Genomic DNA, 20,616 nt, shown 5'->3' with positions numbered 1-20,616 from the left:
GCGCGCCCGTCAGCGCGGGTACGCCATCACTGCACCGTCGACGACGAGCGCCACGCGCTCGCCGACGGCCGGACACCGGTGCCCTGGCACGCGTGCGCGCACGCGTGCGTCGGCATCGGCGTCGAGGCGCACCAGCACGTCGGCGTCCTGCCCGGCAAACTGCGTGGCTTCGACCCGCGCGGCATGAGCGCGTGCCGCATCGGCATGCGCGGCCGGCACGATGCCGATCTGCTCGGGGCGCAGCATCGCGTCGGCCGGCCCGTCGGGCAGTGGCGCGACGAGCGGCAGCGCACCGAGCGCGCATGCGATGCGCCCCTCGCGCACGTGGCCCGCGAGCAACACGGCCTGCCCGACGAACGACGCGACGTCGCGTGTGACGGGCTGCCGGTACAGCGTCTGCGGCGCGGCCGTCTGCACGAGCCTCCCCTGCCACATCACCGCGACTTCATCGCCCAGCGTCATCGCCTCGGGCTGATCGTGCGTGACGAGCACCGACGTCGCGCCGGCCGCGGCGAGCGCATCGGCGACCGCGCTGCGCGTTTCGTGCCGCAGCGAGGTATCGAGCGCGGAGAACGGCTCGTCGAGGATCACGAGCGACGGTTCGGGCGCGAGCGCGCGCGCCAGCGCGACCCGCTGCTGCTGCCCGCCGGACAGCAGCTGCGGCACGCGGCTCGCATACGACGCGGGCAACCCGACCATCTCGAGCAGTTCGTCGACGCGATGATGGCGCCGGCGCGCCGCGCGCGGCAGCCCGAACGCGATGTTGTCGGCGACCGACAGATGCGGGAACAGCGCGCCTTCCTGTGGCACGTAGCCGATCCGGCGCTGCTCGGGCGGCAGGTGCAGGCCGGGCGCGGCCACGCGCCGGCCGTCGATCTCGACGGTGCCGCGTTCGGCGTGCTCGAAGCCGCACAGCACGCGCAGCAGCGTCGTCTTGCCGCTGCCGGACGGGCCGAGCAGCGCGAGCCGCGAGCCGCGTCGCACCGTGAGATCGATGTCGTGCAGGACGGTGTGGGATCCGAATGATTTCGACAGGCCGTGGATGCGTAGTTCGCTCATGGGCGGTTCCGGGGAAAGGAGGGCGGCACGCTCAGTGACGCACCGACGCGCGGCCGAGCAGCAGGAACAGCAGTCCCGATGCGCCCAGCGACAGCGCGACGAGGAGCGCCGCATACGGCGCGGCGGCCGCGAACGCGAGCGTCGCCGTATCGCTCCATACCTGCGTCGCGAGCGTGCGGGTGCCGATCGGCGACAGCAGCAGCGTCGCGTTCAACTCCGTCACGACCGAGATGAATACCATCGTCGCGGCCGCGCCGAGACCGGGCGCAGCAAGCGGCAGCACCACGCGCGCCAGCGTCGCGCGCCAGCCGAGGCCGAGCGATCGCGCGGTTTCCTCGAGGCGGACCTGCACGTGCGACAGCGCCGCGCGCACGCTCACGGTCGCGAGCGGCAGGAACAGGATCGCGTACGCGGCGACCAGCGCCGGCGCACTCTGGTACAGCGGCTGCAGCAGCCGCACCGTGATCGACACGATCGCGAGCGCGACGACGATGCCCGGCACGCCCTGCACGGTCATCGCCGTGCGTTCGAGCAGCATCGCGACGCGGCCGGGATGGCGTACCAGCAGGAATGCGAGCGGCAGCGCGAGCAGCGTCGTGACGGCCGCTGCCGCGAGGCCGTAGCCGGCCGAGGCGAGCGTGGTCTGCAGCAGGAGCTCGGGCGACACGTCGGCCGGCGTGACGGCCGCCGCGCCCTGTTGCGTGAGCCAGTAGCCGATCATCGCGAGCGGCACGCCGAGCGTTGCGGCCGACAGCGCGGCGAATGCCGCGACGGCGGGGCCGCGCAGGCGCCCGAGCGGATAGCGCATCGCGCCGCGGCGCGCGGCGCGGTGCGTATGGCCGTAGCGTGCATGGCCGCGCGCGCGGGCCTCGATCGCGAGACACAGCAGGCACAGCGCGATCAGCACGCAGCCGAGCAGCGATGCGCCGCCGCCGTCGAACGCGGTGCGGTATTCCGCGTAGATCTCGGTCGTGAACGTGCGAAAGCGCAGCAGCTGGAACGCGCCGAACTCGGACAGCACGCCGAGCGCGACGAGCAGCATGCCGCCGCACAGCGCGGGGCGCAGCTGCGGCAGCACGACGCGCAAGAAGGTATGCCACGGCGAGCAGCCGAGCGTGCGCGCGCTTTCCTCGAGCGCGGGATCGAGTTCGCGCAACGCGGCCGCCACCGGTAGGTAGACGAGCGGAAAGTACGCGGACGTCAGCACGATCAGCGCGCCGGTGAAATCCTGAAGGTCGAGGCTCAGCGACACCCACGCGTAGCTCGTGATGAACGGCGGCACCGCGAGCGGTGCGGCGGCGAGCGCGCTCCACAGCGGCCGCGCCGGCAGGTCGGTGCGTTCGATGAACCACGCGAGCGCCGTGCCGAGCAGCGCGCACGCGACGGTGGCGGCCAGCGTGATCGACAGCGTATTCACGAGCAGTTCGCCGACGAGCGGCCGCCACAGCAGCTCGAGCGCGTCGTCGACGCCGAAGGTCGCGGCGCGGTACAGCGTGAAGCCGAGCGGTAGCAGGATCGCGAGCGGCCCGCACGCGGCCGCCGCGACGAGCGCACGCGACGGGCGCCGCCGCGTCGCGGTGCGCTCACCGTCGTGCGTGGCGTGGGCCGTGCGGGACACGGCGTCGCTCATGGTCAGAGCAGGCCGGCCTGGCGCAGCAGCTTGCCGGCCTGGCTGTCGTCGCCGAGCTGATCGAAGGTCAGCGCCGGTGGGTGCAGTTCATTGAACGGCTTCAGGATCGGATCGGGCGCGACGCCGGGGCGCAGCGGATATTCGAAGCTGACATGGCCACCGGCCATCAGCTTCTGCGCGCGCTCGCTGACCAGATACTCGACGAACTTCTGCGCTTCCGGCTGACGCTTCGAGGCCTTCAGCACCGCGACGCCCGACACGTTCACGGCCGCACCCACGTCCCCGTTGCCGAAGTGGTGGATCGCGCTGCGGGTCGACTTGTCGCCGAGTTCGGCGTGCAGACGGTCCCAGTAGTAGTTGTTGATGATGCCGGTCACGACCCCGCCGCGGTTGACGGCCGCCGTCACGCCTTCGTCGTCGTCGAAGATCTGCGCGTTGGTCTTCAGGCCCTTCAGCCATTGCAGCGTCGCGGCCTCGCCGTGCAGCGCGAGCACGGCGCTGACGACCGGCAGGAAGTCGGCGTCGCTCGGCGCGATGCCGACCTTGCCCTTCCACTCGGGCTTCGCAAGGTCGAGCAGCGACGCGGGCAACTGCTGCGGCTGGGTTTTCGCGGTGTTGTAGACGAGCACGTTCTCGCGCGCGAGCACGCCGACCCAGTTGCCGTCGGCCGGATTGAAGCGCGCGGGCACGGCCTGCAGCGCGGCGCCGCCGGTCTTCGCGAGCAGGCCCTTGTGATCGAGCAGCACGAGTTCGGGCGAGTTCTCGGTGAAGTACACGTCGGCCGGCGTGCGGTCGCCTTCCGCGAGCAGCTGCGCGGCAAGCGCCGGGCCTTCGCCGGAGCGCACCTTCACGGTGATGCCGCTCTGTGCTTCGAAGTCCTTGACGAGCTGGTTGACGACCTGCTCGTGCTGCGCGTTGTACAGCGTCAGCGTGGCCGCGCGCGCGGGCATCGCATGCAGTGCGCAGCTCAGCATCAGCGCGGCGGCGGCTGCCGAGATCAGGTGCCGCAGCGGGCGGCTAACGGGTGAAGTGTTCATGTCGTGGTCGTAGGTTGCATCCGGACGGACCGGGAAGGAGTGCGTCGTACGTCGTCGCACCGTCATGCTTCGAACAGTGCGGCGCCGATGTATGAACCCGGTTGCGCGCCCGGCGGGCACGCGAAGATCGCGCTGCCGACGTGCGTGGTGAACTGGTTCATGATGTCCAGCTTCGCGAGCTTCTCGTTGATCGGGATGAAGCCGCGGCGCGGGTCGCGCTGGTGCGCGACGAACATCAGCCCCGCGTCGTACTCGGTCTGCTGGCGCCACGGCGGCCAGCGCTCGATGTAGAAGTTCGCGCTGTCGTTGTACGAATACGCGCGGCGCAGGATCTGCGCGCCGTTGTTGAGCTGCGGCGATGCGAGGCGCGCGTGAGCGTTGTCGGGGATCACCGGGTTGCCGTCCTTGTCGGCCGCATCGAGATCGAGCGCCTCGAACTCGTGCTTCTGGCCGAGCGGCGCGCCGCTGTATTTGTGGCGGCCGACCACCTGCTCCTGGAAGCCGAGCTCCGTGTTATCCCAGTGCTCGAGCGTGATGCGGATCCGGCGCACGACCGTGTAGGTGCCGCCGTTCATCCACGCGGGGCCTTCGCTGCCGGCCCACACGAATTCATTCATCGCGGCCGGATCGGACATCGGCGGATTCATCGTGCCGTCCTTGAAGCCCATCAGGTTGCGCGGCGTCTCGCCGGGCTTGCCCGACGTGAAGCCGGCCTGGCCCCAGCGCATCTGCGTCGCCTTCGCGCCAAGGCGCACGAGCTGGCGCACGGCGTGGAACGCGACCTGTGCATCGTCTGCGCACGCCTGGATGAACAGGTCGCCGCCGGTTTTCTCGGGCAGCAACTGATCGCCGTTGAAACGCGGCAGGTCGACGAGCGCGGCGGGGCGATGTTTCGCGAGGCCGTAGCGATCCTTGCCCGCGAGCGCGAACAGGCCTGGCCCGAAGCCGAACGTGATGGTCAGGCGTGCGGGGCCGAGGCCGAGCGCGTCGCCCCCGTCGGCCGGCGCGACGTCGTCGCTGCCCGTCACGGCGAGCGGTTGCGCGGTGTCGCCGCGCGTCATCCGCGCGGCAGCGTCGGTCCAGGTCTTCAGCAGCGCAATGACGTCCGCGCGCTGGGCCGTCGTCAGGTCGAGCGCCGCGAAATACGCGTGGCGCTGCTGCGGCGTCGCGATGCCGCTCTGGTGCTGGCCGTAGAACGGCTCGACGCCGTCGTGCGCGGCGGCGGGCGCATCCGCGGCCTTCGCGGCCGGGATCGATGCCGCTGCGAGGCCGGCGGCCACTGCGGCGCCACCCGCCTTCAGGAAACCGCGCCGCGCGGGGCGTGGTGGCTGGTTGGAATCGTCTGCCATGGTGGGCTCCATTACTTCGCGAGCAACAGCGTGTTGACGTCGTCCGCGACGTAGTAGAAGCCGTCGCCTTCAGGCGTCATTGCGATGCCGAACAGGTTGCCGTTGCCGGGGGGCGTCTGCGCCTTGTCGGTATTGATCCAGCGTGCGTAGATCTGCTTGCCGGCGACCGGGTCGATCTCGACGACCTGGCCGTTCTGCGCGTTGGTCGCGAGCAGGTGGCCGTTCGGTGCGGTCGCGAGCGCGAGCGGACGGCGCAGGAAGCCGTCGGCGGTGATCTGGCGGCCGACGCCCGCGCTGGTCTCGCGCGTGAGCGGGTCGTCGATCTCGACGATCCGGTTGCCGATCGCGTCCGACACGTACAGCTTCTTCTGGTCGCCGGACAACGCGAGGCCGGTCGGGCCGACCAGGAACACACCCTTGTCGGCCTGCGCGCCGAGGCCGCTCGCGACGATCGTTTCCTGCTTGATGACGGGCGGCTTGCCTGCCGGCACGTCGAGATCGAGGCGCAGCACGGTCGCCTGCTTGTAGACGGGCGGATTGCCGTCCGCGCCGCCGACGCCGAAGCCGGCCATGCTGACGAACAGCGTCGCGCTGTCGCCGCGGTCGACCACGGCCATGTTGCCCCACGGGTCGTTGATGTTCGGGGTCGACCACGTCGAGGCGATCTTGCCCTGCGGATCGAGCACGATCAGGCAGCCGGCGCCCTTGGTGTTCGTCGTGCCGTCGTTGCTCGGCGTGCTGCCGACGATCACCCAGCCGGATTTCAGCATCGTCATTGCCGTCGACAGGCCGACGCCGCCCGGGCATGCCTTCAGGTCGCGCGGGATCGATGCGAACAGACTCAGCTGCTTCGTCGACGGGCGGTAGTTGACGATCGTGCTGCCGGTGCCCTGCAGGTTCGCCGAGTTGTTGAAGTTGTCGACGAGCACGTCGCCCGCCTGGATCGTGCCGGCCGACACCGGCGCGACCGCGATCGCGTACGGGTTCTGGTCGCCGTTGTCCGGCACCGTGTTGACGAGCGTGGTGTGGCGATGCAGGGTCTCGAGGAAACCTTGCGGCTCGGCGAGTGCGCCGGCGGCGGCCGTCAGCGCGGCGGCGGCCAGTGCGCCCGTCGCGAGGCGGCGAAGCGGGGCGGATTGGATCATGTGAGTCTCCTGGGGAGCACGCCGCCCGGGCGGCGCGCGAAAATGGGCGACAGGTGCGGGTGGCGTGGGCGCGTCGCTCAGAACGTGATCGTCGTACGCGCGCCGAGCACGAACGTGTTGCGCAGCGGCCGGGTCGCGTCGTTCGGGTTCTGGCCGGCGCCGGCATTGAACGTGTACTGCGCGTCGGCCTGGACGATCCACCACGGGTTGACCTGGTACTGGTAGGTCGCTTCGAGCGTCGTCTCGCGGGTGCGCACGCCGTACGGGCTGGCCGCGGCCTGCTGCGCGGCCTGGTCGAGGTCGGTCACGTGGCTGCCGACCTGGATGTACGTGACGGCGAGGCCGACGCTGTCGTTGTCGCGGCCGGCGAACGGCGCCTTCAGCACGACGCCCGCGTTGGCTGCGAAGCTCACGAGGTTGCGATCGCCCGGCGCGCCCATCACGCGCGCGAACACGCCGAGGCTTCTCGGGCCGCTCGGGTCGGGGCGCCAGATCATCTGGTCGGCCACCGCGTAGAAGCTGTAGTTGCCGTGATGCTGCTGCGCGTTGCCGTTCGAGGCGGAATCCGCGAGCGACAGCCCGTCGGTGCCGACGTTCTGGTCCGCGAAGCGGCCGTTGTGATACCAGACGCCGATCTTGTAGGTGCCCGGCAGCCCGGCCGAGCGGCCGGTGTCCATCTCGCCGTCGGACGGCTGGTTCAGCGCGTACTGCAACTCGCCGATGTAGAGCGTGCCGTTGTGCAGGTTGAAGTTCGTGCCGCTGAGGTTGTTCGGGTTGTTGCCGAGCGGATCGCCGTCGAACACGCCCGCGAGCGCGGTGAGCTTCGGCGTGATCTGGCCGCGCACGCGCACGCCGAGGCCGGCGAGCGGATACGCGGGGCCGCCGCTCGGCAGGTCGTACGACGGCAGCGCGGGCCAGCCGAACATCGTGTTGACGAAGCTGTTCGCGTACGTGCTGACCATGAACTCCTGGTCCAGGCTCTGCTGGCCGATCTTCACGTCGACGCGCTTGTCGAGGAACGACTGCTGGTACCACAGCTCCCACAGGCGCGTCGTGTCCTGCGCCTCGATGCCGCTCGCGGTGTTGAGCGTGCCGAGGTTCGCCGCGCTCAGGTTGCGGCCGTGGATCTGCAGCGCGCTAACGTTGAACGTGCCGCCGGGCAGGCCGATCGCCTTCTGCGTGTCGACCGTCAGCGTGGCCGTCGTCAGCCCGTCGTAGGTGCCGCCGCGGTTCAGGCCGCCGCGCAGGTTCGCGAGGTATTCGCTGGTTTCGGTGATCTGCAGCGTCGCGCCGTACTTGCCGAGCCACGGGCGGATGCCGCCCATGTCGCCGAGCAGGTTCTGGCGGGTCCAGATGCCGGTCAGCATGTTGGTCGGCTTCGCCTGGATCGCGAGGTCGGCCTCGGGCGCTTCGGGTTGCGCGTCGACCGGCGTGTCCGCGTAAGCGGCAGCGCTGGCGAGCGCCGCGCCGGCGACGAGGGCCGCGCACGCGGCGGGGCGCATCCGGGCGCGGACGCTGTCTCCCTGGAACGACGCAAACTTCATATCAAATCCCTGGTTCTATTTAGTGTGGAGTCCTGCATGTCGGTCGCTGTCCGGACGCTCGGCACCGTTTGGCCAGGGCACGAAGATGAACGCAACGCGGCGCATCGTAGGAGTGTCAAATGCGAAAGTCAATGTAAACGAGAATGATTCGCATCTAAATTACTGAATGTAATGGGGTGGCTTACGGATGGGCGTCGAGCACGTTTGATGTTGAGATAAACTGTAAGATATACGTAATAAAATTGAATGAATCGATCCGGATCGATGGTGCGGCGAGGAGCCCGGCGCGAGGGGAGTCCGACGTGCGCGAAGAGGGTGTTGCGATGGACGGCCCTGGCGCTCGCGCAGGTTTTTTCTTGCGACGTCGCCGGCCGCCGGAACTCCGTGCTTACCCGGTGTCAAAACGGGGCTGAATGATTTTCAGGGCACCGCGCGCGCGCCGATCGTGCCGGTACGGATTGCTCAGGATTTTGTTTTTAAAGGGGTTTTCTCTGGTTTCGTGTGGTTTGCCCGGCGCTTTGCCGCCGCGAAAATTCGTCCGGTTCCCCTTCTTGAATTTGTCAAAACCCGTCCATATAATTAGCACTCGCTGCACGAGAGTGCTAACAATTCTCTGCCGGGCGATCCGCCGGGCAGATTCCCTAAGCGTTCTTCAATCTCAGTCAAGAGAGGAGTGAATATGAACCTTCGTCCTTTGCACGATCGCGTGATCGTCAAGCGCCTGGATCAGGAAACCAAGACCGCCTCGGGCATCGTGATCCCCGAAGCTGCTGCTGAGAAGCCGGATCAAGGCGAGATCCTCGCGGTCGGCCCGGGCAAGCGCGACGACAAGGGCGCGGCGATCGCGCTCGACGTGAAGGTCGGCGATCGCGTCCTGTTCGGCAAGTACGCTGGTCAGACCGTCAAGGTCGACGGCCAGGAACTGCTGGTCATGCGCGAAGAAGACATCATGGCCGTGGTCAACGCGCAGTAAGCGTCCGCCGACGGTACATATTCCCAAGAATTCAAGGAGTTAGAAGATGGCAGCTAAAGACGTCGTATTCGGCGATTCCGCCCGTTCGAAGATGGTCGAAGGCGTGAACATTCTCGCCAACGCAGTCAAGGTCACGCTGGGTCCGAAGGGCCGCAACGTCGTGCTCGAGCGCAGCTTCGGCGGCCCGACGGTCACCAAGGACGGTGTGTCGGTCGCGAAGGAAATCGAGCTGAAGGACAAGCTCCAGAACATGGGCGCGCAAATGGTCAAGGAAGTGGCTTCCAAGACCAGCGACAACGCAGGCGACGGCACGACGACGGCAACCGTCCTCGCGCAATCGATCGTTCGCGAAGGCATGAAGTACGTCGCATCGGGCATGAACCCGATGGACCTGAAGCGCGGCATCGACAAGGCAGTCGCAGCGGCTGTCGAAGAGCTGAAGAAGATCAGCAAGCCGTGCACGACGAACAAGGAAATCGCACAGGTCGGCTCGATCTCGGCGAACAGCGACACGTCGATCGGCGATCGCATCGCTGAAGCGATGGACAAGGTCGGCAAGGAAGGCGTGATCACCGTCGAAGACGGCAAGTCGCTCGCCGACGAACTCGACGTCGTCGAAGGCATGCAGTTCGACCGCGGCTACCTGTCGCCGTACTTCATCAACAACCCGGACAAGCAAGTCGCCGTCCTCGACAACCCGTTCGTGCTGCTGCACGACAAGAAGGTGTCGAACATCCGTGATCTGCTGCCGGTGCTCGAGCAAGTCGCGAAGGCTGGCCGTCCGCTGCTGATCATCGCTGAAGACGTCGAAGGCGAAGCGCTCGCAACGCTGGTCGTCAACAACATCCGCGGCATCCTGAAGACCGTTGCGGTCAAGGCGCCGGGCTTCGGCGATCGCCGCAAGGCCATGCTGGAAGACATCGCGATCCTGACCGGCGGTCAAGTCGTCGCGGAAGAAACCGGCCTGACGCTCGAGAAGGCAACGCTGGCAGAACTGGGCCAGGCGAAGCGCATCGAAGTGGGCAAGGAAAACACGACGATCATCGACGGCGCAGGCGAAGCCGTGAACATCGAAGCGCGCGTCAAGCAAGTTCGCACGCAAATCGAAGAAGCGACGTCGGACTACGACCGTGAAAAGCTGCAAGAGCGCGTGGCCAAGCTGGCCGGCGGCGTGGCAGTGATCAAGGTCGGTGCTGCGACCGAAGTCGAAATGAAGGAAAAGAAGGCACGTGTCGAAGACGCACTGCACGCAACGCGCGCAGCTGTGGAAGAAGGCATCGTGGCAGGCGGCGGCGTTGCGCTGATCCGCGCTCGCACCGCGATCGCAGCCCTGACCGGCGCGAACGCCGACCAGAACGCCGGCATCAAGATCGTGCTGCGCGCAATGGAAGAGCCGCTGCGCCAGATCGTCACGAACGGCGGCGAAGAAGCCAGCGTCGTGGTGGCGGCAGTTGCTGCAGGCACGGGCAACTACGGCTACAACGCAGCAACGGGCGAGTACGTCGACATGGTTGAAGCCGGCGTCGTCGACCCGACCAAGGTCACGCGCACCGCACTGCAGAACGCAGCTTCGGTTGCAGGCCTGCTGCTGACGACGGACGCAGCTGTCGCAGAACTGCCGAAGGAAGACGCACCGATGGCCGGCGGCATGCCGGGCGGTATGGGCGGCATGGGCATGGACATGTAATCGACTTCGGTCGATTGTGTCCGGAACGCGCAGCGATGCGCGTTCCAGCCAAAAGAAAAGACCCGCAGCGATGCGGGTCTTTTTTTATTTGCGCGCGCGGAATTCGCGACGCGCACGAAAAGGGGCGGCCGTGCCGCCCCGAAGCGATGATCAGGCGCGCGCGACGGCGGCGCAGGGCCGCCATGCGTGCGTCAATGCCGGTGCGAAGTCCTCGGCACCGGATCGGCCTTCACGGCCGGCGGCGTATCCGCATCGTCATTGCTGCGGGCCCAGAAGAACCGGTCGGGCAGGTACGCGCCCATGCCGGGCCGGAACGCGTCGCGTACCGCCTGATACAGGTACTCCTGCGCTTCGCGAACCGCTTCGGGCGGCTCCTGGCCATTGGCGAGCAGCGCGGCGATCGCCGCGCCGAGCGTGTCGGTGATGCCCATCAGCCGGTGCGGCGAGCGATCCCACATGTCTTCGCGAAGCTGGCCTTCCTCGCCGTACAGCGTGTTGACGAGCCGGTGCGAGCCCGTCTCCGACGACAGGATGTATTCGCAGCCCTGCGACAGCAGGTGCGACACGGCCGCGTCGAGATTCGGCGCCTCGGCATCGCCGTCCGGTTGCGCGAGCGCGATCAGCGTCGCGTAGTCGGCGACCAGCAGCGTCGTTTGCGGCGCGAGCAGGTCGGCGATCGATTCGCGCAGGTCGTCGGCGGCAAGGACGTGCTCGTCGTCGAGCGTGAAGTCCGGCGCGAGCACGAGCGGCACGCCGTCGTAGTCGGCGACCACTTCGGCGATCGCGCTCACGACTTCCGCGCGCGTCGCCGCGCCGATCTTGAACGCGGCAACCGGCATGTCCTCGAGCAGCATGCGCGCCTGGGCGGCGACGACATCGGGATCGAGGCCGGTCACTTCGTCGCAGGCGGCCGAGTCGCGCACGGTATAGCCCGTCAGGACGGATACGCCGTGACAGCCCATGCTCGCCAGGGTCATCAGATCGGCTTGGAGGCCGGAGCCGCCGGTGGGATCGGACAGGCCGAAGGTGAGGACGATCGGAGGGGCGTTGCTGGACATGTAAAAATGGGGCAAGAAAAAACGGGGAAGCGACGGAGATGCGGACGGCGGGGCGAGTGGGCCTTTTTTTGCCCTGTGTTGCCCGGCAGGCCGCACTTTGCAGCCATTATGCGGCGGAATCCGGCCCGCACGACGGATTTTTTAGCGCAGCGCAACGTAGTCGCCGTACTCCATTGCGATTGCTAGGCAGTCCGGCCCCGACACGGTACCATCATGGCTCCCGAATTTACCGACTTTCCCGACGCGGCTTAAGATGGAATACAAGAGCTGGATGTGCCTGATTTGTGGCTGGATTTATGACGAAGAAGCTGGGCTGCCCGAAGAGGGCATCGCCCCGGGCACGCGCTGGGAAGACGTCCCGATCAACTGGACGTGCCCCGAATGCGGCGCCCGCAAGGAAGACTTCGAGATGGTCCAGATCTGACCGGACCCCCGGCCCACGGACACACCGCTCCGGCCTCGCGGTTGCCCGGCGCTTGCGCGCCGCGGCCGGCGCGAGCGACTCGACGATGACAGGTGCGCGTGTCCATGACGTCCGATCCGGCGAACGTTCCCCACCCTGACGCACTGCCCAACCCGCGTGGCGGGGCCGTGCGCTCGGCCGACGCGTGGCTCGCGGCGGCCGCCGACGCCTTCGAGCGTCGCGATGACGCGGCAACGCCGCTGTCGGCCGCGGCTGCCGTGCTGGCCGAAGCCGGCTGGCTGCCGGCCGCGCGTTTCGCCGGGCAGTTGACCGCCGCGGCGCCGCTCGTCGTCGCCGAACCGGCCGGTGCCGCCTGGCGCGTCGCGCTGGACGATTTCCGGACGGCGGTCGGACGCCACAACCTGCGCGAGCTGGCCTGCTCGCCTGTTCTGTTCGGACATTTCCGTGCGCTGCGCACACAAGGCGCGGCGGACTTGCGCGCGAACGTGCCGCTCGACGTGCTGGCACTCGTCGGGCGCGCGGTGCCCGCAGCGACGCTGCGTGCGTTGCCCGACGCGTTCGCGACCCGGGCGCGGGCCCGCTACGAGCGGGCCCTGCTCGGCGTGCTGCGCGCGCCGCACGGCACGCCGGACGCGGCACTCGACGAACTCGATGCGACCCTGGCCGCGCTGGCCGACGGCGCCCCGTACGACTACTGGCGGCTCGCCGCCGCCTGCCTGCGCGCGCTGCGTGCCAGCGCCGCACCTGAACTGAAACGTTTCCTCGCCCGGACCAACCTGCTGCTCGGCGAGCACGCGCAGGGCCGCCGCAGCGCGCCGCCCGAGTTCGTGCGCGAGACGCTTGCGCTGTTGTGGCGCGATTTCGCGCTGTTCGGCGCGGCCGCCGAGGATGTCGCGTTCGTCGACGTGCTGCACGACTACGGGCTGACCGTGGACTGGCACGTCGCCGGCACGCCCGCCTCGGAAGCGTTGTGGGAGGCCGACGCCGCGCGGGCCGAGCAAGACGCGGTCGCGACGGCGCCCACCCGCACGCTCGGTGTCGTGACCGTCAACGCGCATGCCTATGAGGATTTCCTGCAGACCGCCGACGCGTCGATGGCCGATCTCGCGGCCGATCCGGTCGCGGCCGATGCGGGGGCTGCCTGGCGCGCCTCCGCCGCCGGTTATCGGGTCGGTACCGCCGCGTGCGCGCTCGGGCTCGGCCACACAGCGCTGCTGGCCGATACGCTCGGGCTGGCGTGGCGCCGCGCCGCGCACGGCGTGCGGCTCGCCGGCGGCGGCCTCGACGTGCAGCGCCGCGCGTCCGACATGCTGCGCGCCGCGCTGCTGAAGATCGCGGCGGGGGTGGCGCCGCCGGACCTGACCGCGGCGTCCGAAGCGCTCGGCACGGCGCTCGGCCGGACCTGACGCGCAACGGGGCGCATACGCGGCGGCGGCCCTTGTGGCGCGGGCCGGCAACACGCTGCCGACAGGGCCCGCGCGCGTGTTAGAGTGCCGTGTGATCCGCGTGCGTCGTTGCCAGCGTCGCGCGGCGTTGCTTGTTGATCGCGGCCCGGTCAGGTCGCGGCGTCTTTGCTAAAATTCAAACCATGTCAAAGCCTTCCGATCGCATCAATCTCACCAACCAGTTCCTGATCGCCATGCCGAACATGGCGGATCCGACGTTTTCGGGAACGGTGGTCTACCTTTGCGATCACAGCGAGCGCGGTGCGCTCGGCCTCGTCATCAATCGTCCCACCGATATCGACCTCGAATCGCTGTTCAGCCGTATCGACCTGAAGCTCGACATCGAGCCGCTGCTGCACATTCCGGTGTACTTCGGCGGCCCGGTCCAGACCGAGCGCGGCTTCGTGCTGCACGAGCCGGTCGAGGGCGCGAACTACAACTCGTCGATGTCGGTCGAGGGCGGGCTCGAGATGACGACGTCGAAGGACGTGCTCGAGGCGGTCGCGACGGGCACCGGCCCGAAGCGCTTCCTGCTGACGCTCGGCCATGCAGGCTGGGGCGCAGGGCAACTCGAGGAAGAAATTGCCCGCAACGGCTGGCTGACCGTGGCCGCCGATCCGCGCATCGTGTTCGACACGCCGGCCGAGGAACGCTTCGAGGCCGCGCTCGGCCTGCTCGGCGTCAGCTCGTCGATGTTGTCCGGCGAAGCAGGGCACGCATGAGTGGCGCGAGCGCGCGCGATGCGACGCTCCTGGCGTTCGACTACGGCGAGAAGCGGATCGGCGTCGCGATCGGCAATGCGCTGACGCGTTCGGCCCGCGCCCTCGTCGTGATTCCCAACCTGAACCGCGAGCATCGCTTCAAGGCGGTCGGCGAACTGCTGGCCGAATGGCGGCCGGACGCGCTCGTCGTCGGCCTGCCGATGCATCCGGACGGCACGCCGCACGAGATGACGCAGCAGGCGAAGCGCTTCGGCAACCAGCTGAACGGCCGCTTCGGGCTGCCCGTCACGTGGGTCGACGAGCGCTATTCGTCGGTCGAGGCCGAGGCCGGGCTGCGCGAGCGCAACGTGCGCGGCCGCGCACGCGCCGAGATGCTCGATGCCGAGGCCGCACGCGTGATCCTTCAACAGTATCTCGATCAATTGTCCGACCATGAGCTCCATTGACGCCGACGCGCTCTACCGCGTCCTGCTCGACCAGATCCGCGACGCGTACGGCACGGCCTTCGCCGAGCCGGGCGGCCCGCGGCTCGCCGGCATCCACAGCGGCGGCGCATGGCTCGCCGAGCGCCTCGCGCGCGATCTCGGCGCGCCCGGGTTCGGCGTCGTGAACGTCGCGCTGCATCGCGACGACTACGCGAAGAAGGGGCTGCACAGCCAGGCCAGCCCGACGTCGCTGCCGTTCGAGGTCGACGGCGCGCGCATCGTGCTCGTCGACGACGTGCTGTACACCGGCCGCACCGTACGCGCCGCGCTCAACGAACTGTTCGACTACGGCCGTCCGGCCGCGGTCGAACTCGCGGTGCTCGCCGATCGCGGCGGCCGCGAGCTGCCGGTCGCCGCGCGCTTCGCGGGCGGCACGCTCGACGTGCCGGCCGATGCGACGCTCGTGCTGGCACGCGACGACGCCGCGCAGTTCACGCTGCGCATCGAGGCGCACGGCGCCTGAGCGAACCGCGCAACCGTATCCCGGGCCGCCGGTTCGCGCCGCGGCCCGTTTGCATAGTTGGAATCACGCACACCATGACCACCGACACCACTGGCCGCACCGGCAATCCTGCTGCGGCCGCGAGCCCCGAGCGGTTCCGCTACGGTTTCCTGAAGGGCAACCCGCAGCTCACGAAAAACGGCGAGCTGAAACACCTGCTGTCGATCGAGGGCCTGCCGCGCTCGATCGTCAACCACATCCTCGATACGGCCGAGCAGTTCGTCAGCGTGACGGACCGCGAGGTGAAGAAGGTGCCGCTGCTGCGCGGCAAGTCGGTGTTCAACCTGTTCTTCGAGAACTCGACGCGCACGCGCACGACCTTCGAGATCGCCGCGACGCGCCTGTCGGCCGACGTGCTGAACCTGAACATCAATGCGTCGTCGACGAGCAAGGGCGAGTCGCTGCTCGACACGATCAACAACCTGTCGGCGATGCATGCCGACCTGTTCGTCGTGCGCCATGCGTCGAGCGGCGCGCCGTACCTGATCGCCGAGCACTGCGCGCCGCACGTGCACGTGATCAACGCCGGCGACGGCCGTCATGCGCACCCGACGCAGGGCCTGCTCGACATGTACACGATCCGTCACTACAAGCGCGACTTCACGAAGCTGCGCGTGGCGATCGTCGGCGACATCCTGCATTCGCGCGTCGCGCGCTCCGACATCCACGCGCTCACCACGCTCGGCGTGCCGGAAGTGCGCGCGATCGGCCCGCGCACGCTGCTGCCGGGCGGTCTCGAGCAGATGGGCGTGAAGGTGTACCACAACCTCGACGAAGGGCTGAAGGGCGTCGACGTGATCATCATGCTGCGCCTGCAGAACGAGCGGATGAGCGGCGCGCTGCTGCCGTCCGCGCAGGAGTACTTCAAGACCTGGGGCCTGACGCCGGAGCGCCTCGCGCTTGCCGCGCCCGACGCGATCGTGATGCACCCCGGCCCGATGAACCGCGGCGTCGAGATCGACTCGCAGGTCGCCGACGGGCCGCAGTCCGTGATCCTCAACCAGGTCACGTTCGGCATCGCCGTGCGGATGGCGGTGATGGGCATCGTCGCCGGCAACAGCGACTGAGCCCGCTTTCGCGCATCCCTTTCACGCAATCAACGCATTCACAGACAGCGCATGAAGATTCATATCCAAGGCGGCACGCTGATCGACCCGGTCGCCGGCACCGAACGGCAGGCCGACGTATTCGTCGCGGACGGCAAGATCGCCGCGCTCGGCACGGCGCCGGCCGGTTTCAACGCGGAGAAGACCATCGACGCGTCGGGCCTGATCGTCGCGCCCGGCCTCGTCGACCTGTGCGCGCGGCTGCGCGAGCCCGGCTACGAGCACAAGGCGACGCTCGCGTCCGAGATGGCCGCGGCCGTCGCGGGCGGCGTCACGACCCTCGTGTGCCCGCCGGACACCGACCCCGTGCTCGACGAGCCGGGCCTCGTCGAGATGCTCAAGTATCGCGCACGCAACCTGCACCAGGCGAACGTTCATCCGCTCGGCGCGCTCACCGTCGGCCTCAAGGGCGAAGTGATCACCGAGATGGTCGCGCTGACCGAATCGGGCTGCGTCGGCTTCACGCATGCCAACGTGCCGGTGCGTGACACGCAGGTGCTGCTGCGCGCGCTGCAGTACGCGAGCACCTACGGCTTTACCACGTGGCTGCGTCCGCTCGACGCGTTCATCGGCCGCGGCGGCGTCGCCGCGAGCGGTGCGCTCGCGTCGCGGCTCGGGCTGTCCGGCGTGCCGGTCGCGGCCGAGACGATCGCGCTGCACACCATCTTTGAACTGATGCGCGTGACGGGCGCGCGCGTGCACCTCGCCCGCCTGTCGTCGGCGGCCGGCCTCGCGCTCGTGCGCGCGGCGAAGGCCGAGGGGCTGCCCGTGACGTGCGACGTCGGCGTGAACCACCTGCACCTGATCGACATCGACATCGGCTACTTCGATTCGCAATTCCGGCTCGACCCGCCGCTGCGCAGCGAGCGCGACCGCGAAGCGATCCGCGCGGCGCTCGCCGACGGCACGATCGACGCGATCTGCTCCGATCACACGCCGGTCGACGACGACGAGAAGCTGCTGCCGTTCGGCGAAGCGACGCCCGGCGCGACGGGGCTCGAACTGCTGCTGTCGCTCACGGTGAAGTGGGCCGATGAAACGAACACGCCGCTCGCGCTGGCGCTGCGCCGCATCACGGCCGCGCCGGCCGACGTGCTGCAGCTGCCGGCCGGCCGTCTGGCCGAAGGCGGCGCGGCCGACCTGTGCGTGTTCGACCCGCGCGCGCACTGGCGCGTCGAGCCGCGTGCGCTGAAGAGCCAGGGCCACAACTCGCCGTTCCTCGGCTACGAACTGCCGGCCTGCGTGCGCGCGACGCTCGTGGCGGGGCAGGTCGCGTTCGAGCGCCACTGAACCAAGCCGGATCTTCGCCATGACCGCTCTTCGCAAGCTGCGTCTCGTCTTTCACCTGCTGCGCGGCATGGCGATCGTCGCGCTGCGCTTTTCGCATGTCACGCCCGCGCGCCGCGCCGAGATGACGCGCCGCTGGTCGCTCAAGATGCTGCGGATCTGCGGGATGCGCATCGTCGTCCATAACGACGGCGCGCGGCTCGACGCGAGCGCGCTCGTGGTCGGCAATCACGTCTCCTGGCTCGACATCTATGCGATCAACGCGTGGCGGCCGACGCCGTTCGTGTCGAAGGCCGAGGTGCGGCAGTGGCCGGTCGTCGGCTGGCTCGCCGAGCAGCTCGATACCGTGTTCCTGCAGCGCGAGAAGCGTACCGAGGCGATGCGGATCATGCACGAGATGGCCGAGCGCCTGCGCAACGGCGGGCTGATGTGCGTGTTTCCGGAGGGCACGACGTCCGACGGGCAGGCGCTGCTGCCGTTCCATGCGAACCTGTTCCAGGCCGCGGTGTCGGCCGGCTGCGCGGTGCAGCCGATCTGCCTGATGTACGAGGACGCGCAGGGGCGGCAGTCGGTCGCGCCGGCCTATACGGGCGAGCTGTCGCTCGGCAAGTCGCTCGACATGGTGTTGCGCGGCGGTCCGCTCGTCGCGCACCTGTATGTGGGCGCGCCGATCGCGCCGGGCGGCGACCGCCGCGCAACCTCCGCGGCGGCGCGCGATGCAATCGCGGCCGCGCTGGCGGCACTGCAGGAGAAGGTCGGCAAGCCGTCGCCCGAGTCGCTGGCGGAGCTCGAGAAGCATGCGTATCCGGCGACCGAACTCGGCGCCGGTGCGGCGGGCGACGCGGCGGCGGAGGAGCCGGTGCCGGGGCGCGAAGGCTGATGCTTCATGCTGCCCGCGCGCATGGCGCGCGGGTCACTCGCCGCCCGGCGTGCGGCACGCTTCACACTGCACCTGCGCGACCGCGCGCTGCGCCGGGTCGGCCGTCAGTCGCACGGCCGACAACTGGTTTCCCCAAACGCATCCCGAATCGAGCGCGACCACGTTGTCGCGCAGCATCAGGCCGAGCGCGGCCCAGTGGCCGAACACGAGCGTCACGTCCTCGGTCCGGCGGCCCGGCACGTCGAACCACGGCAGGTAGCCGGGCGGCGCGCTGTCGGGGCCGCCGTTGGCCCTGAACTCCATCGCACCGTCGGGCGTGCAGAAGCGCAGGCGTGTGAACGCGTTGAACGCGACGCGCATCCGGTCGCGTTTTTTCAGGTTAGGACTCCATTGGTTCGGTTCGTTGCCGTACAGCTTTTGCAAGGTCTCGCGCCAGTCCGGCGCACGCAGCGCGCGCTGCAGTTCGTCCGCAAGTTCCAGTGCGAGCGTGGTGTCCCATTGCGGCAGCACGCCTGCATGGACGAGCAGCATGCCCTGTTCGAAGTGCGCGAACGGGCGGTGCCGCACCCAGTCGAGCAGCGCTTCGGCGTCGGGTGCGTCGAGGATTTCGCCGATCGTGTCGCCCGGGCGCTCGGTACGGATGCCGGCGGAGACCGCGAGCAGGTGCAGGTCGTGGTTGCCGAGGACGGCGGTCACGCGCGGGCCGAGCTCGACCAGCGCACGCAGCGCCGCGAGGGAAGCCGGGCCGCGGTTGACGATGTCGCCGGCGATCCATAGCGGGGTGTCGGCAGAAGCTGAAAGCTTTTCGAGCAGAGACTGGAAAGCGGAATGACAGCCTTGGATGTCGCCGATGGCGATGGGGGTGGGCGGCATGAGTGGCGGTTGTGAAAAGTGTTGACGCTGAATGGGAAACGGCGTAACTGCGGCGCTGCGTTGCGGCACAATATTGTGCCAGTTTAACGTATTGATTTAAAACATAATTTCATGCGTGTTGCCGAGCGTGGAGCACTGTTTCAAGTTGTTAGCAGCATGGCTTTTGCATAGGCTTGCTTCCTATAATTGCCGCTTCCTCGACAAAATTAGCATTTCATGACTTTGACGGTCACGGTGAGAAGTTAGAATTCCCGCCTTGAGCGACGCGTGCGTTGATGCCGTCGCGGTTCGAAATGATGGCGGCTCGTGCTTGAGGCCTGCCGCGTATGACTAGAGGGAGCCTCATGATCCTGGTGACGGGCGGTGCGGGTTTTATCGGCGCCAATTTTGTACTGGACTGGCTGCGTCAATCCGACGAGGCCGTGCTCAACGTCGACAAGCTGACCTACGCCGGCAACCGTCGCACGCTGCAGTCGCTGGACGAGAGCCCGAAGCATGTGTTCGTACGCGCAGACATTTGCGATCGCGCCGCACTCGACGCACTGTTCGCGCAACACAAGCCGCGCGCAGTCCTGCATTTCGCCGCCGAAAGCCACGTCGATCGCTCGATTCACGGGCCGGCGGATTTCGTTCAGACCAACGTGGTGGGCACCTTCACGCTGCTCGAAGCCGCGCGGACATACTGGAACGGCCTGAACGAAGCCGACCAGGCGGCTTTTCGCTTTCTGCACGTATCGACGGATGAAGTGTTCGGCTCGTTGTCGGCCACCGATCCGCAGTTCTCGGAAACCACGCCGTATGCGCCGAACAGCCCGTATTCGGCGACGAAGGCCGGCTCCGATCATCTCGTGCGCGCCTATCATCATACGTACGGCCTGCCCACGCTCACCACGAACTGCTCGAACAACTACGGCCCGTACCAGTTTCCCGAGAAGCTCATTCCGCTGATGATTGCCAATGCGCTCGCCGGCAAGCCGCTGCCCGTCTACGGTGACGGGCAGAACGTGCGCGACTGGCTGTACGTCGGCGATCACTGCAGCGCGATTCGTGAAGTGCTCGCGCGCGGCGTGCCCGGCGAGACGTACAACATCGGCGGGTGGAACGAGAAGAAGAACCTCGAGGTCGTGCATACGTTGTGCGATCTGCTCGACCACGCGCGGCCGAAGTCCGCAGGGTCCTACCGCGATCAGATTACCTATGTGACGGATCGTCCCGGCCACGATCGCCGCTATGCGATCGACGCGCGCAAGCTCGAGCGCGAGCTCGGCTGGAAGCCAGCCGAGACGTTCGAGACCGGTCTTGCAAGGACGGTCGCCTGGTATCTCGACAACCAGGTGTGGGTCGACGAGGTCGCATCGGGCGAATACCTCAAGTGGGTTGAAACCAACTACGCGGAACGCGTTTGAGGAG

The 20,616-nt window shown here is 68.3% G+C and carries 19 protein-coding genes; 11 read left to right on the top strand and 8 right to left on the bottom strand.

All coding sequences use genetic code 11. The annotated features are described in order from the left end of the window. Positions 1–9 precede the first annotated feature (9 nt). The 6 genes from GEM_RS13305 to GEM_RS13280 form a co-directional block, all read right to left on the bottom strand. Positions 10–1,059, bottom strand: coding sequence for an ABC transporter ATP-binding protein (locus GEM_RS13305; RefSeq protein ID WP_014897910.1), 1,050 nt, complete (start codon positions 1,057–1,059; stop codon positions 10–12). A gap of 31 nt (positions 1,060–1,090) precedes the next feature. Beyond that, positions 1,091–2,689, bottom strand: coding sequence for an ABC transporter permease (locus GEM_RS13300; RefSeq protein ID WP_014897909.1), 1,599 nt, complete (start codon positions 2,687–2,689; stop codon positions 1,091–1,093). 2 nt (positions 2,690–2,691) lie between these two features. Further along, on the bottom strand, positions 2,692–3,726 hold the full coding sequence (locus GEM_RS13295; RefSeq protein WP_041490543.1) for an iron ABC transporter substrate-binding protein: 1,035 nt from the start codon (positions 3,724–3,726) through the stop codon (positions 2,692–2,694). 62 nt (positions 3,727–3,788) lie between these two features. Continuing rightward, a complete protein-coding gene (gene efeB / locus GEM_RS13290; RefSeq protein ID WP_014897907.1) occupies positions 3,789–5,075 on the bottom strand; it encodes an iron uptake transporter deferrochelatase/peroxidase subunit in 1,287 nt (428 codons plus the stop codon). Between the two features lie 11 nt (positions 5,076–5,086). Then, positions 5,087–6,220, bottom strand: a complete 1,134-nt coding sequence (locus GEM_RS13285) for a hypothetical protein (RefSeq protein ID WP_014897906.1) — start codon at positions 6,218–6,220, stop codon at positions 5,087–5,089. Positions 6,221–6,297: 77 nt separating this feature from the next. Further along, entirely contained in the window at positions 6,298–7,764 is a 1,467-nt protein-coding gene (locus GEM_RS13280; RefSeq protein WP_014897905.1) for a carbohydrate porin, read from the bottom strand. 679 nt (positions 7,765–8,443) lie between these two features. Between GEM_RS13280 and groES the strand changes: the two genes are divergently transcribed. Further along, a complete protein-coding gene (groES, locus tag GEM_RS13275; RefSeq protein ID WP_014897904.1) occupies positions 8,444–8,737 on the top strand; it encodes a co-chaperone GroES in 294 nt (97 codons plus the stop codon). A 46-nt stretch (positions 8,738–8,783) separates the two neighbouring features. After that, positions 8,784–10,424 (top strand): chaperonin GroEL, encoded by a 1,641-nt coding sequence (groL, locus tag GEM_RS13270; RefSeq protein ID WP_014897903.1) that lies wholly within the window; start codon positions 8,784–8,786, stop codon positions 10,422–10,424. A gap of 191 nt (positions 10,425–10,615) precedes the next feature. Here groL and GEM_RS13265 read toward each other — a convergent pair whose 3' ends face one another. Continuing rightward, the gene (locus GEM_RS13265; protein ID WP_014897902.1) at positions 10,616–11,482 is read right to left on the bottom strand and encodes a hydroxymethylpyrimidine/phosphomethylpyrimidine kinase; all 867 of its coding nucleotides are present in this window, start codon (positions 11,480–11,482) and stop codon (positions 10,616–10,618) included. A gap of 253 nt (positions 11,483–11,735) precedes the next feature. Between GEM_RS13265 and GEM_RS13260 the strand changes: the two genes are divergently transcribed. The 8 genes from GEM_RS13260 to GEM_RS13225 all read left to right on the top strand — a co-directional run bounded on the left by GEM_RS13260 (position 11,736) and on the right by GEM_RS13225 (position 18,333). Next, entirely contained in the window at positions 11,736–11,906 is a 171-nt protein-coding gene (locus GEM_RS13260; protein ID WP_004186709.1) for a rubredoxin, read from the top strand. A 104-nt stretch (positions 11,907–12,010) separates the two neighbouring features. Further along, positions 12,011–13,312 carry a hypothetical protein gene (locus tag GEM_RS13255; protein ID WP_014897901.1) on the top strand — a complete coding sequence of 434 codons (1,302 nt, stop codon included), beginning with the start codon at positions 12,011–12,013 and terminating at the stop codon, positions 13,310–13,312. A 182-nt stretch (positions 13,313–13,494) separates the two neighbouring features. Then, positions 13,495–14,073, top strand: coding sequence for a YqgE/AlgH family protein (locus GEM_RS13250; protein WP_014897900.1), 579 nt, complete (start codon positions 13,495–13,497; stop codon positions 14,071–14,073). Further along, complete coding sequence (ruvX, locus tag GEM_RS13245; RefSeq protein WP_014897899.1) at positions 14,070–14,519, top strand: Holliday junction resolvase RuvX; 450 nt, start codon at positions 14,070–14,072, stop codon at positions 14,517–14,519. Before GEM_RS13250 ends, ruvX begins: the two co-directional genes overlap by 4 nt. Next, positions 14,506–15,021: a bifunctional pyr operon transcriptional regulator/uracil phosphoribosyltransferase PyrR gene (gene pyrR, locus GEM_RS13240; RefSeq protein ID WP_014897898.1), complete on the top strand. Its 516-nt coding sequence runs from the start codon at positions 14,506–14,508 to the stop codon at positions 15,019–15,021. Before ruvX ends, pyrR begins: the two co-directional genes overlap by 14 nt. Before the next feature lie 74 nt (positions 15,022–15,095). Beyond that, positions 15,096–16,127 (top strand): aspartate carbamoyltransferase catalytic subunit, encoded by a 1,032-nt coding sequence (locus tag GEM_RS13235; RefSeq protein WP_014897897.1) that lies wholly within the window; start codon positions 15,096–15,098, stop codon positions 16,125–16,127. Between the two features lie 51 nt (positions 16,128–16,178). Further along, the gene (locus tag GEM_RS13230) at positions 16,179–17,456 is read left to right on the top strand and encodes a dihydroorotase (protein ID WP_014897896.1); all 1,278 of its coding nucleotides are present in this window, start codon (positions 16,179–16,181) and stop codon (positions 17,454–17,456) included. A 19-nt stretch (positions 17,457–17,475) separates the two neighbouring features. Further along, positions 17,476–18,333: a lysophospholipid acyltransferase family protein gene (locus GEM_RS13225; RefSeq protein WP_014897895.1), complete on the top strand. Its 858-nt coding sequence runs from the start codon at positions 17,476–17,478 to the stop codon at positions 18,331–18,333. Between the two features lie 33 nt (positions 18,334–18,366). Here GEM_RS13225 and GEM_RS13220 read toward each other — a convergent pair whose 3' ends face one another. Next, on the bottom strand, positions 18,367–19,206 hold the full coding sequence (locus GEM_RS13220) for a symmetrical bis(5'-nucleosyl)-tetraphosphatase (protein ID WP_014897894.1): 840 nt from the start codon (positions 19,204–19,206) through the stop codon (positions 18,367–18,369). 344 nt (positions 19,207–19,550) lie between these two features. On the opposite strand from GEM_RS13220, the gene rfbB reads away from it, so the two are divergent. Next, complete coding sequence (gene rfbB, locus GEM_RS13215) at positions 19,551–20,612, top strand: dTDP-glucose 4,6-dehydratase (RefSeq protein ID WP_014897893.1); 1,062 nt, start codon at positions 19,551–19,553, stop codon at positions 20,610–20,612. The last annotated feature ends 4 nt before the right edge of the window (positions 20,613–20,616 follow it).

Origin of the sequence: Burkholderia cepacia GG4, from assembly GCF_000292915.1 — a bacterium.
Taxonomy (GTDB): Bacteria; Pseudomonadota; Gammaproteobacteria; order Burkholderiales; family Burkholderiaceae; genus Burkholderia; species Burkholderia cepacia_D.
This window is presented reverse-complemented; position numbering and strand designations above follow the sequence as displayed.

What these genes read in the sequence shown, in the direction of transcription:
- GEM_RS13280 (WP_014897905.1), bottom strand. Translation starts at nt 7,764, where the DNA reads ATGAAGTTTGCGTCGTTCCAGGGAGACAGCGTCCGCGCCCGGATGCGC.
- GEM_RS13225 (WP_014897895.1), top strand. Translation starts at nt 17,476, where the DNA reads ATGACCGCTCTTCGCAAGCTGCGTCTCGTCTTTCACCTGCTGCGCGGC.
- GEM_RS13265 (WP_014897902.1), bottom strand. Translation starts at nt 11,482, where the DNA reads ATGTCCAGCAACGCCCCTCCGATCGTCCTCACCTTCGGCCTGTCCGAT.
- pyrR (WP_014897898.1), top strand. Translation starts at nt 14,506, where the DNA reads ATGAGCTCCATTGACGCCGACGCGCTCTACCGCGTCCTGCTCGACCAG.
- groL (WP_014897903.1), top strand. Translation starts at nt 8,784, where the DNA reads ATGGCAGCTAAAGACGTCGTATTCGGCGATTCCGCCCGTTCGAAGATG.
- groES (WP_014897904.1), top strand. Translation starts at nt 8,444, where the DNA reads ATGAACCTTCGTCCTTTGCACGATCGCGTGATCGTCAAGCGCCTGGAT.
- GEM_RS13255 (WP_014897901.1), top strand. Translation starts at nt 12,011, where the DNA reads ATGACGTCCGATCCGGCGAACGTTCCCCACCCTGACGCACTGCCCAAC.
- ruvX (WP_014897899.1), top strand. Translation starts at nt 14,070, where the DNA reads ATGAGTGGCGCGAGCGCGCGCGATGCGACGCTCCTGGCGTTCGACTAC.
- GEM_RS13295 (WP_041490543.1), bottom strand. Translation starts at nt 3,726, where the DNA reads ATGAACACTTCACCCGTTAGCCGCCCGCTGCGGCACCTGATCTCGGCA.
- efeB (WP_014897907.1), bottom strand. Translation starts at nt 5,075, where the DNA reads ATGGCAGACGATTCCAACCAGCCACCACGCCCCGCGCGGCGCGGTTTC.
- GEM_RS13260 (WP_004186709.1), top strand. Translation starts at nt 11,736, where the DNA reads ATGGAATACAAGAGCTGGATGTGCCTGATTTGTGGCTGGATTTATGAC.
- GEM_RS13305 (WP_014897910.1), bottom strand. Translation starts at nt 1,059, where the DNA reads ATGAGCGAACTACGCATCCACGGCCTGTCGAAATCATTCGGATCCCAC.
- GEM_RS13220 (WP_014897894.1), bottom strand. Translation starts at nt 19,206, where the DNA reads ATGCCGCCCACCCCCATCGCCATCGGCGACATCCAAGGCTGTCATTCC.
- rfbB (WP_014897893.1), top strand. Translation starts at nt 19,551, where the DNA reads ATGATCCTGGTGACGGGCGGTGCGGGTTTTATCGGCGCCAATTTTGTA.
- GEM_RS13230 (WP_014897896.1), top strand. Translation starts at nt 16,179, where the DNA reads ATGAAGATTCATATCCAAGGCGGCACGCTGATCGACCCGGTCGCCGGC.
- GEM_RS13300 (WP_014897909.1), bottom strand. Translation starts at nt 2,689, where the DNA reads ATGAGCGACGCCGTGTCCCGCACGGCCCACGCCACGCACGACGGTGAG.
- GEM_RS13235 (WP_014897897.1), top strand. Translation starts at nt 15,096, where the DNA reads ATGACCACCGACACCACTGGCCGCACCGGCAATCCTGCTGCGGCCGCG.
- GEM_RS13250 (WP_014897900.1), top strand. Translation starts at nt 13,495, where the DNA reads ATGTCAAAGCCTTCCGATCGCATCAATCTCACCAACCAGTTCCTGATC.
- GEM_RS13285 (WP_014897906.1), bottom strand. Translation starts at nt 6,220, where the DNA reads ATGATCCAATCCGCCCCGCTTCGCCGCCTCGCGACGGGCGCACTGGCC.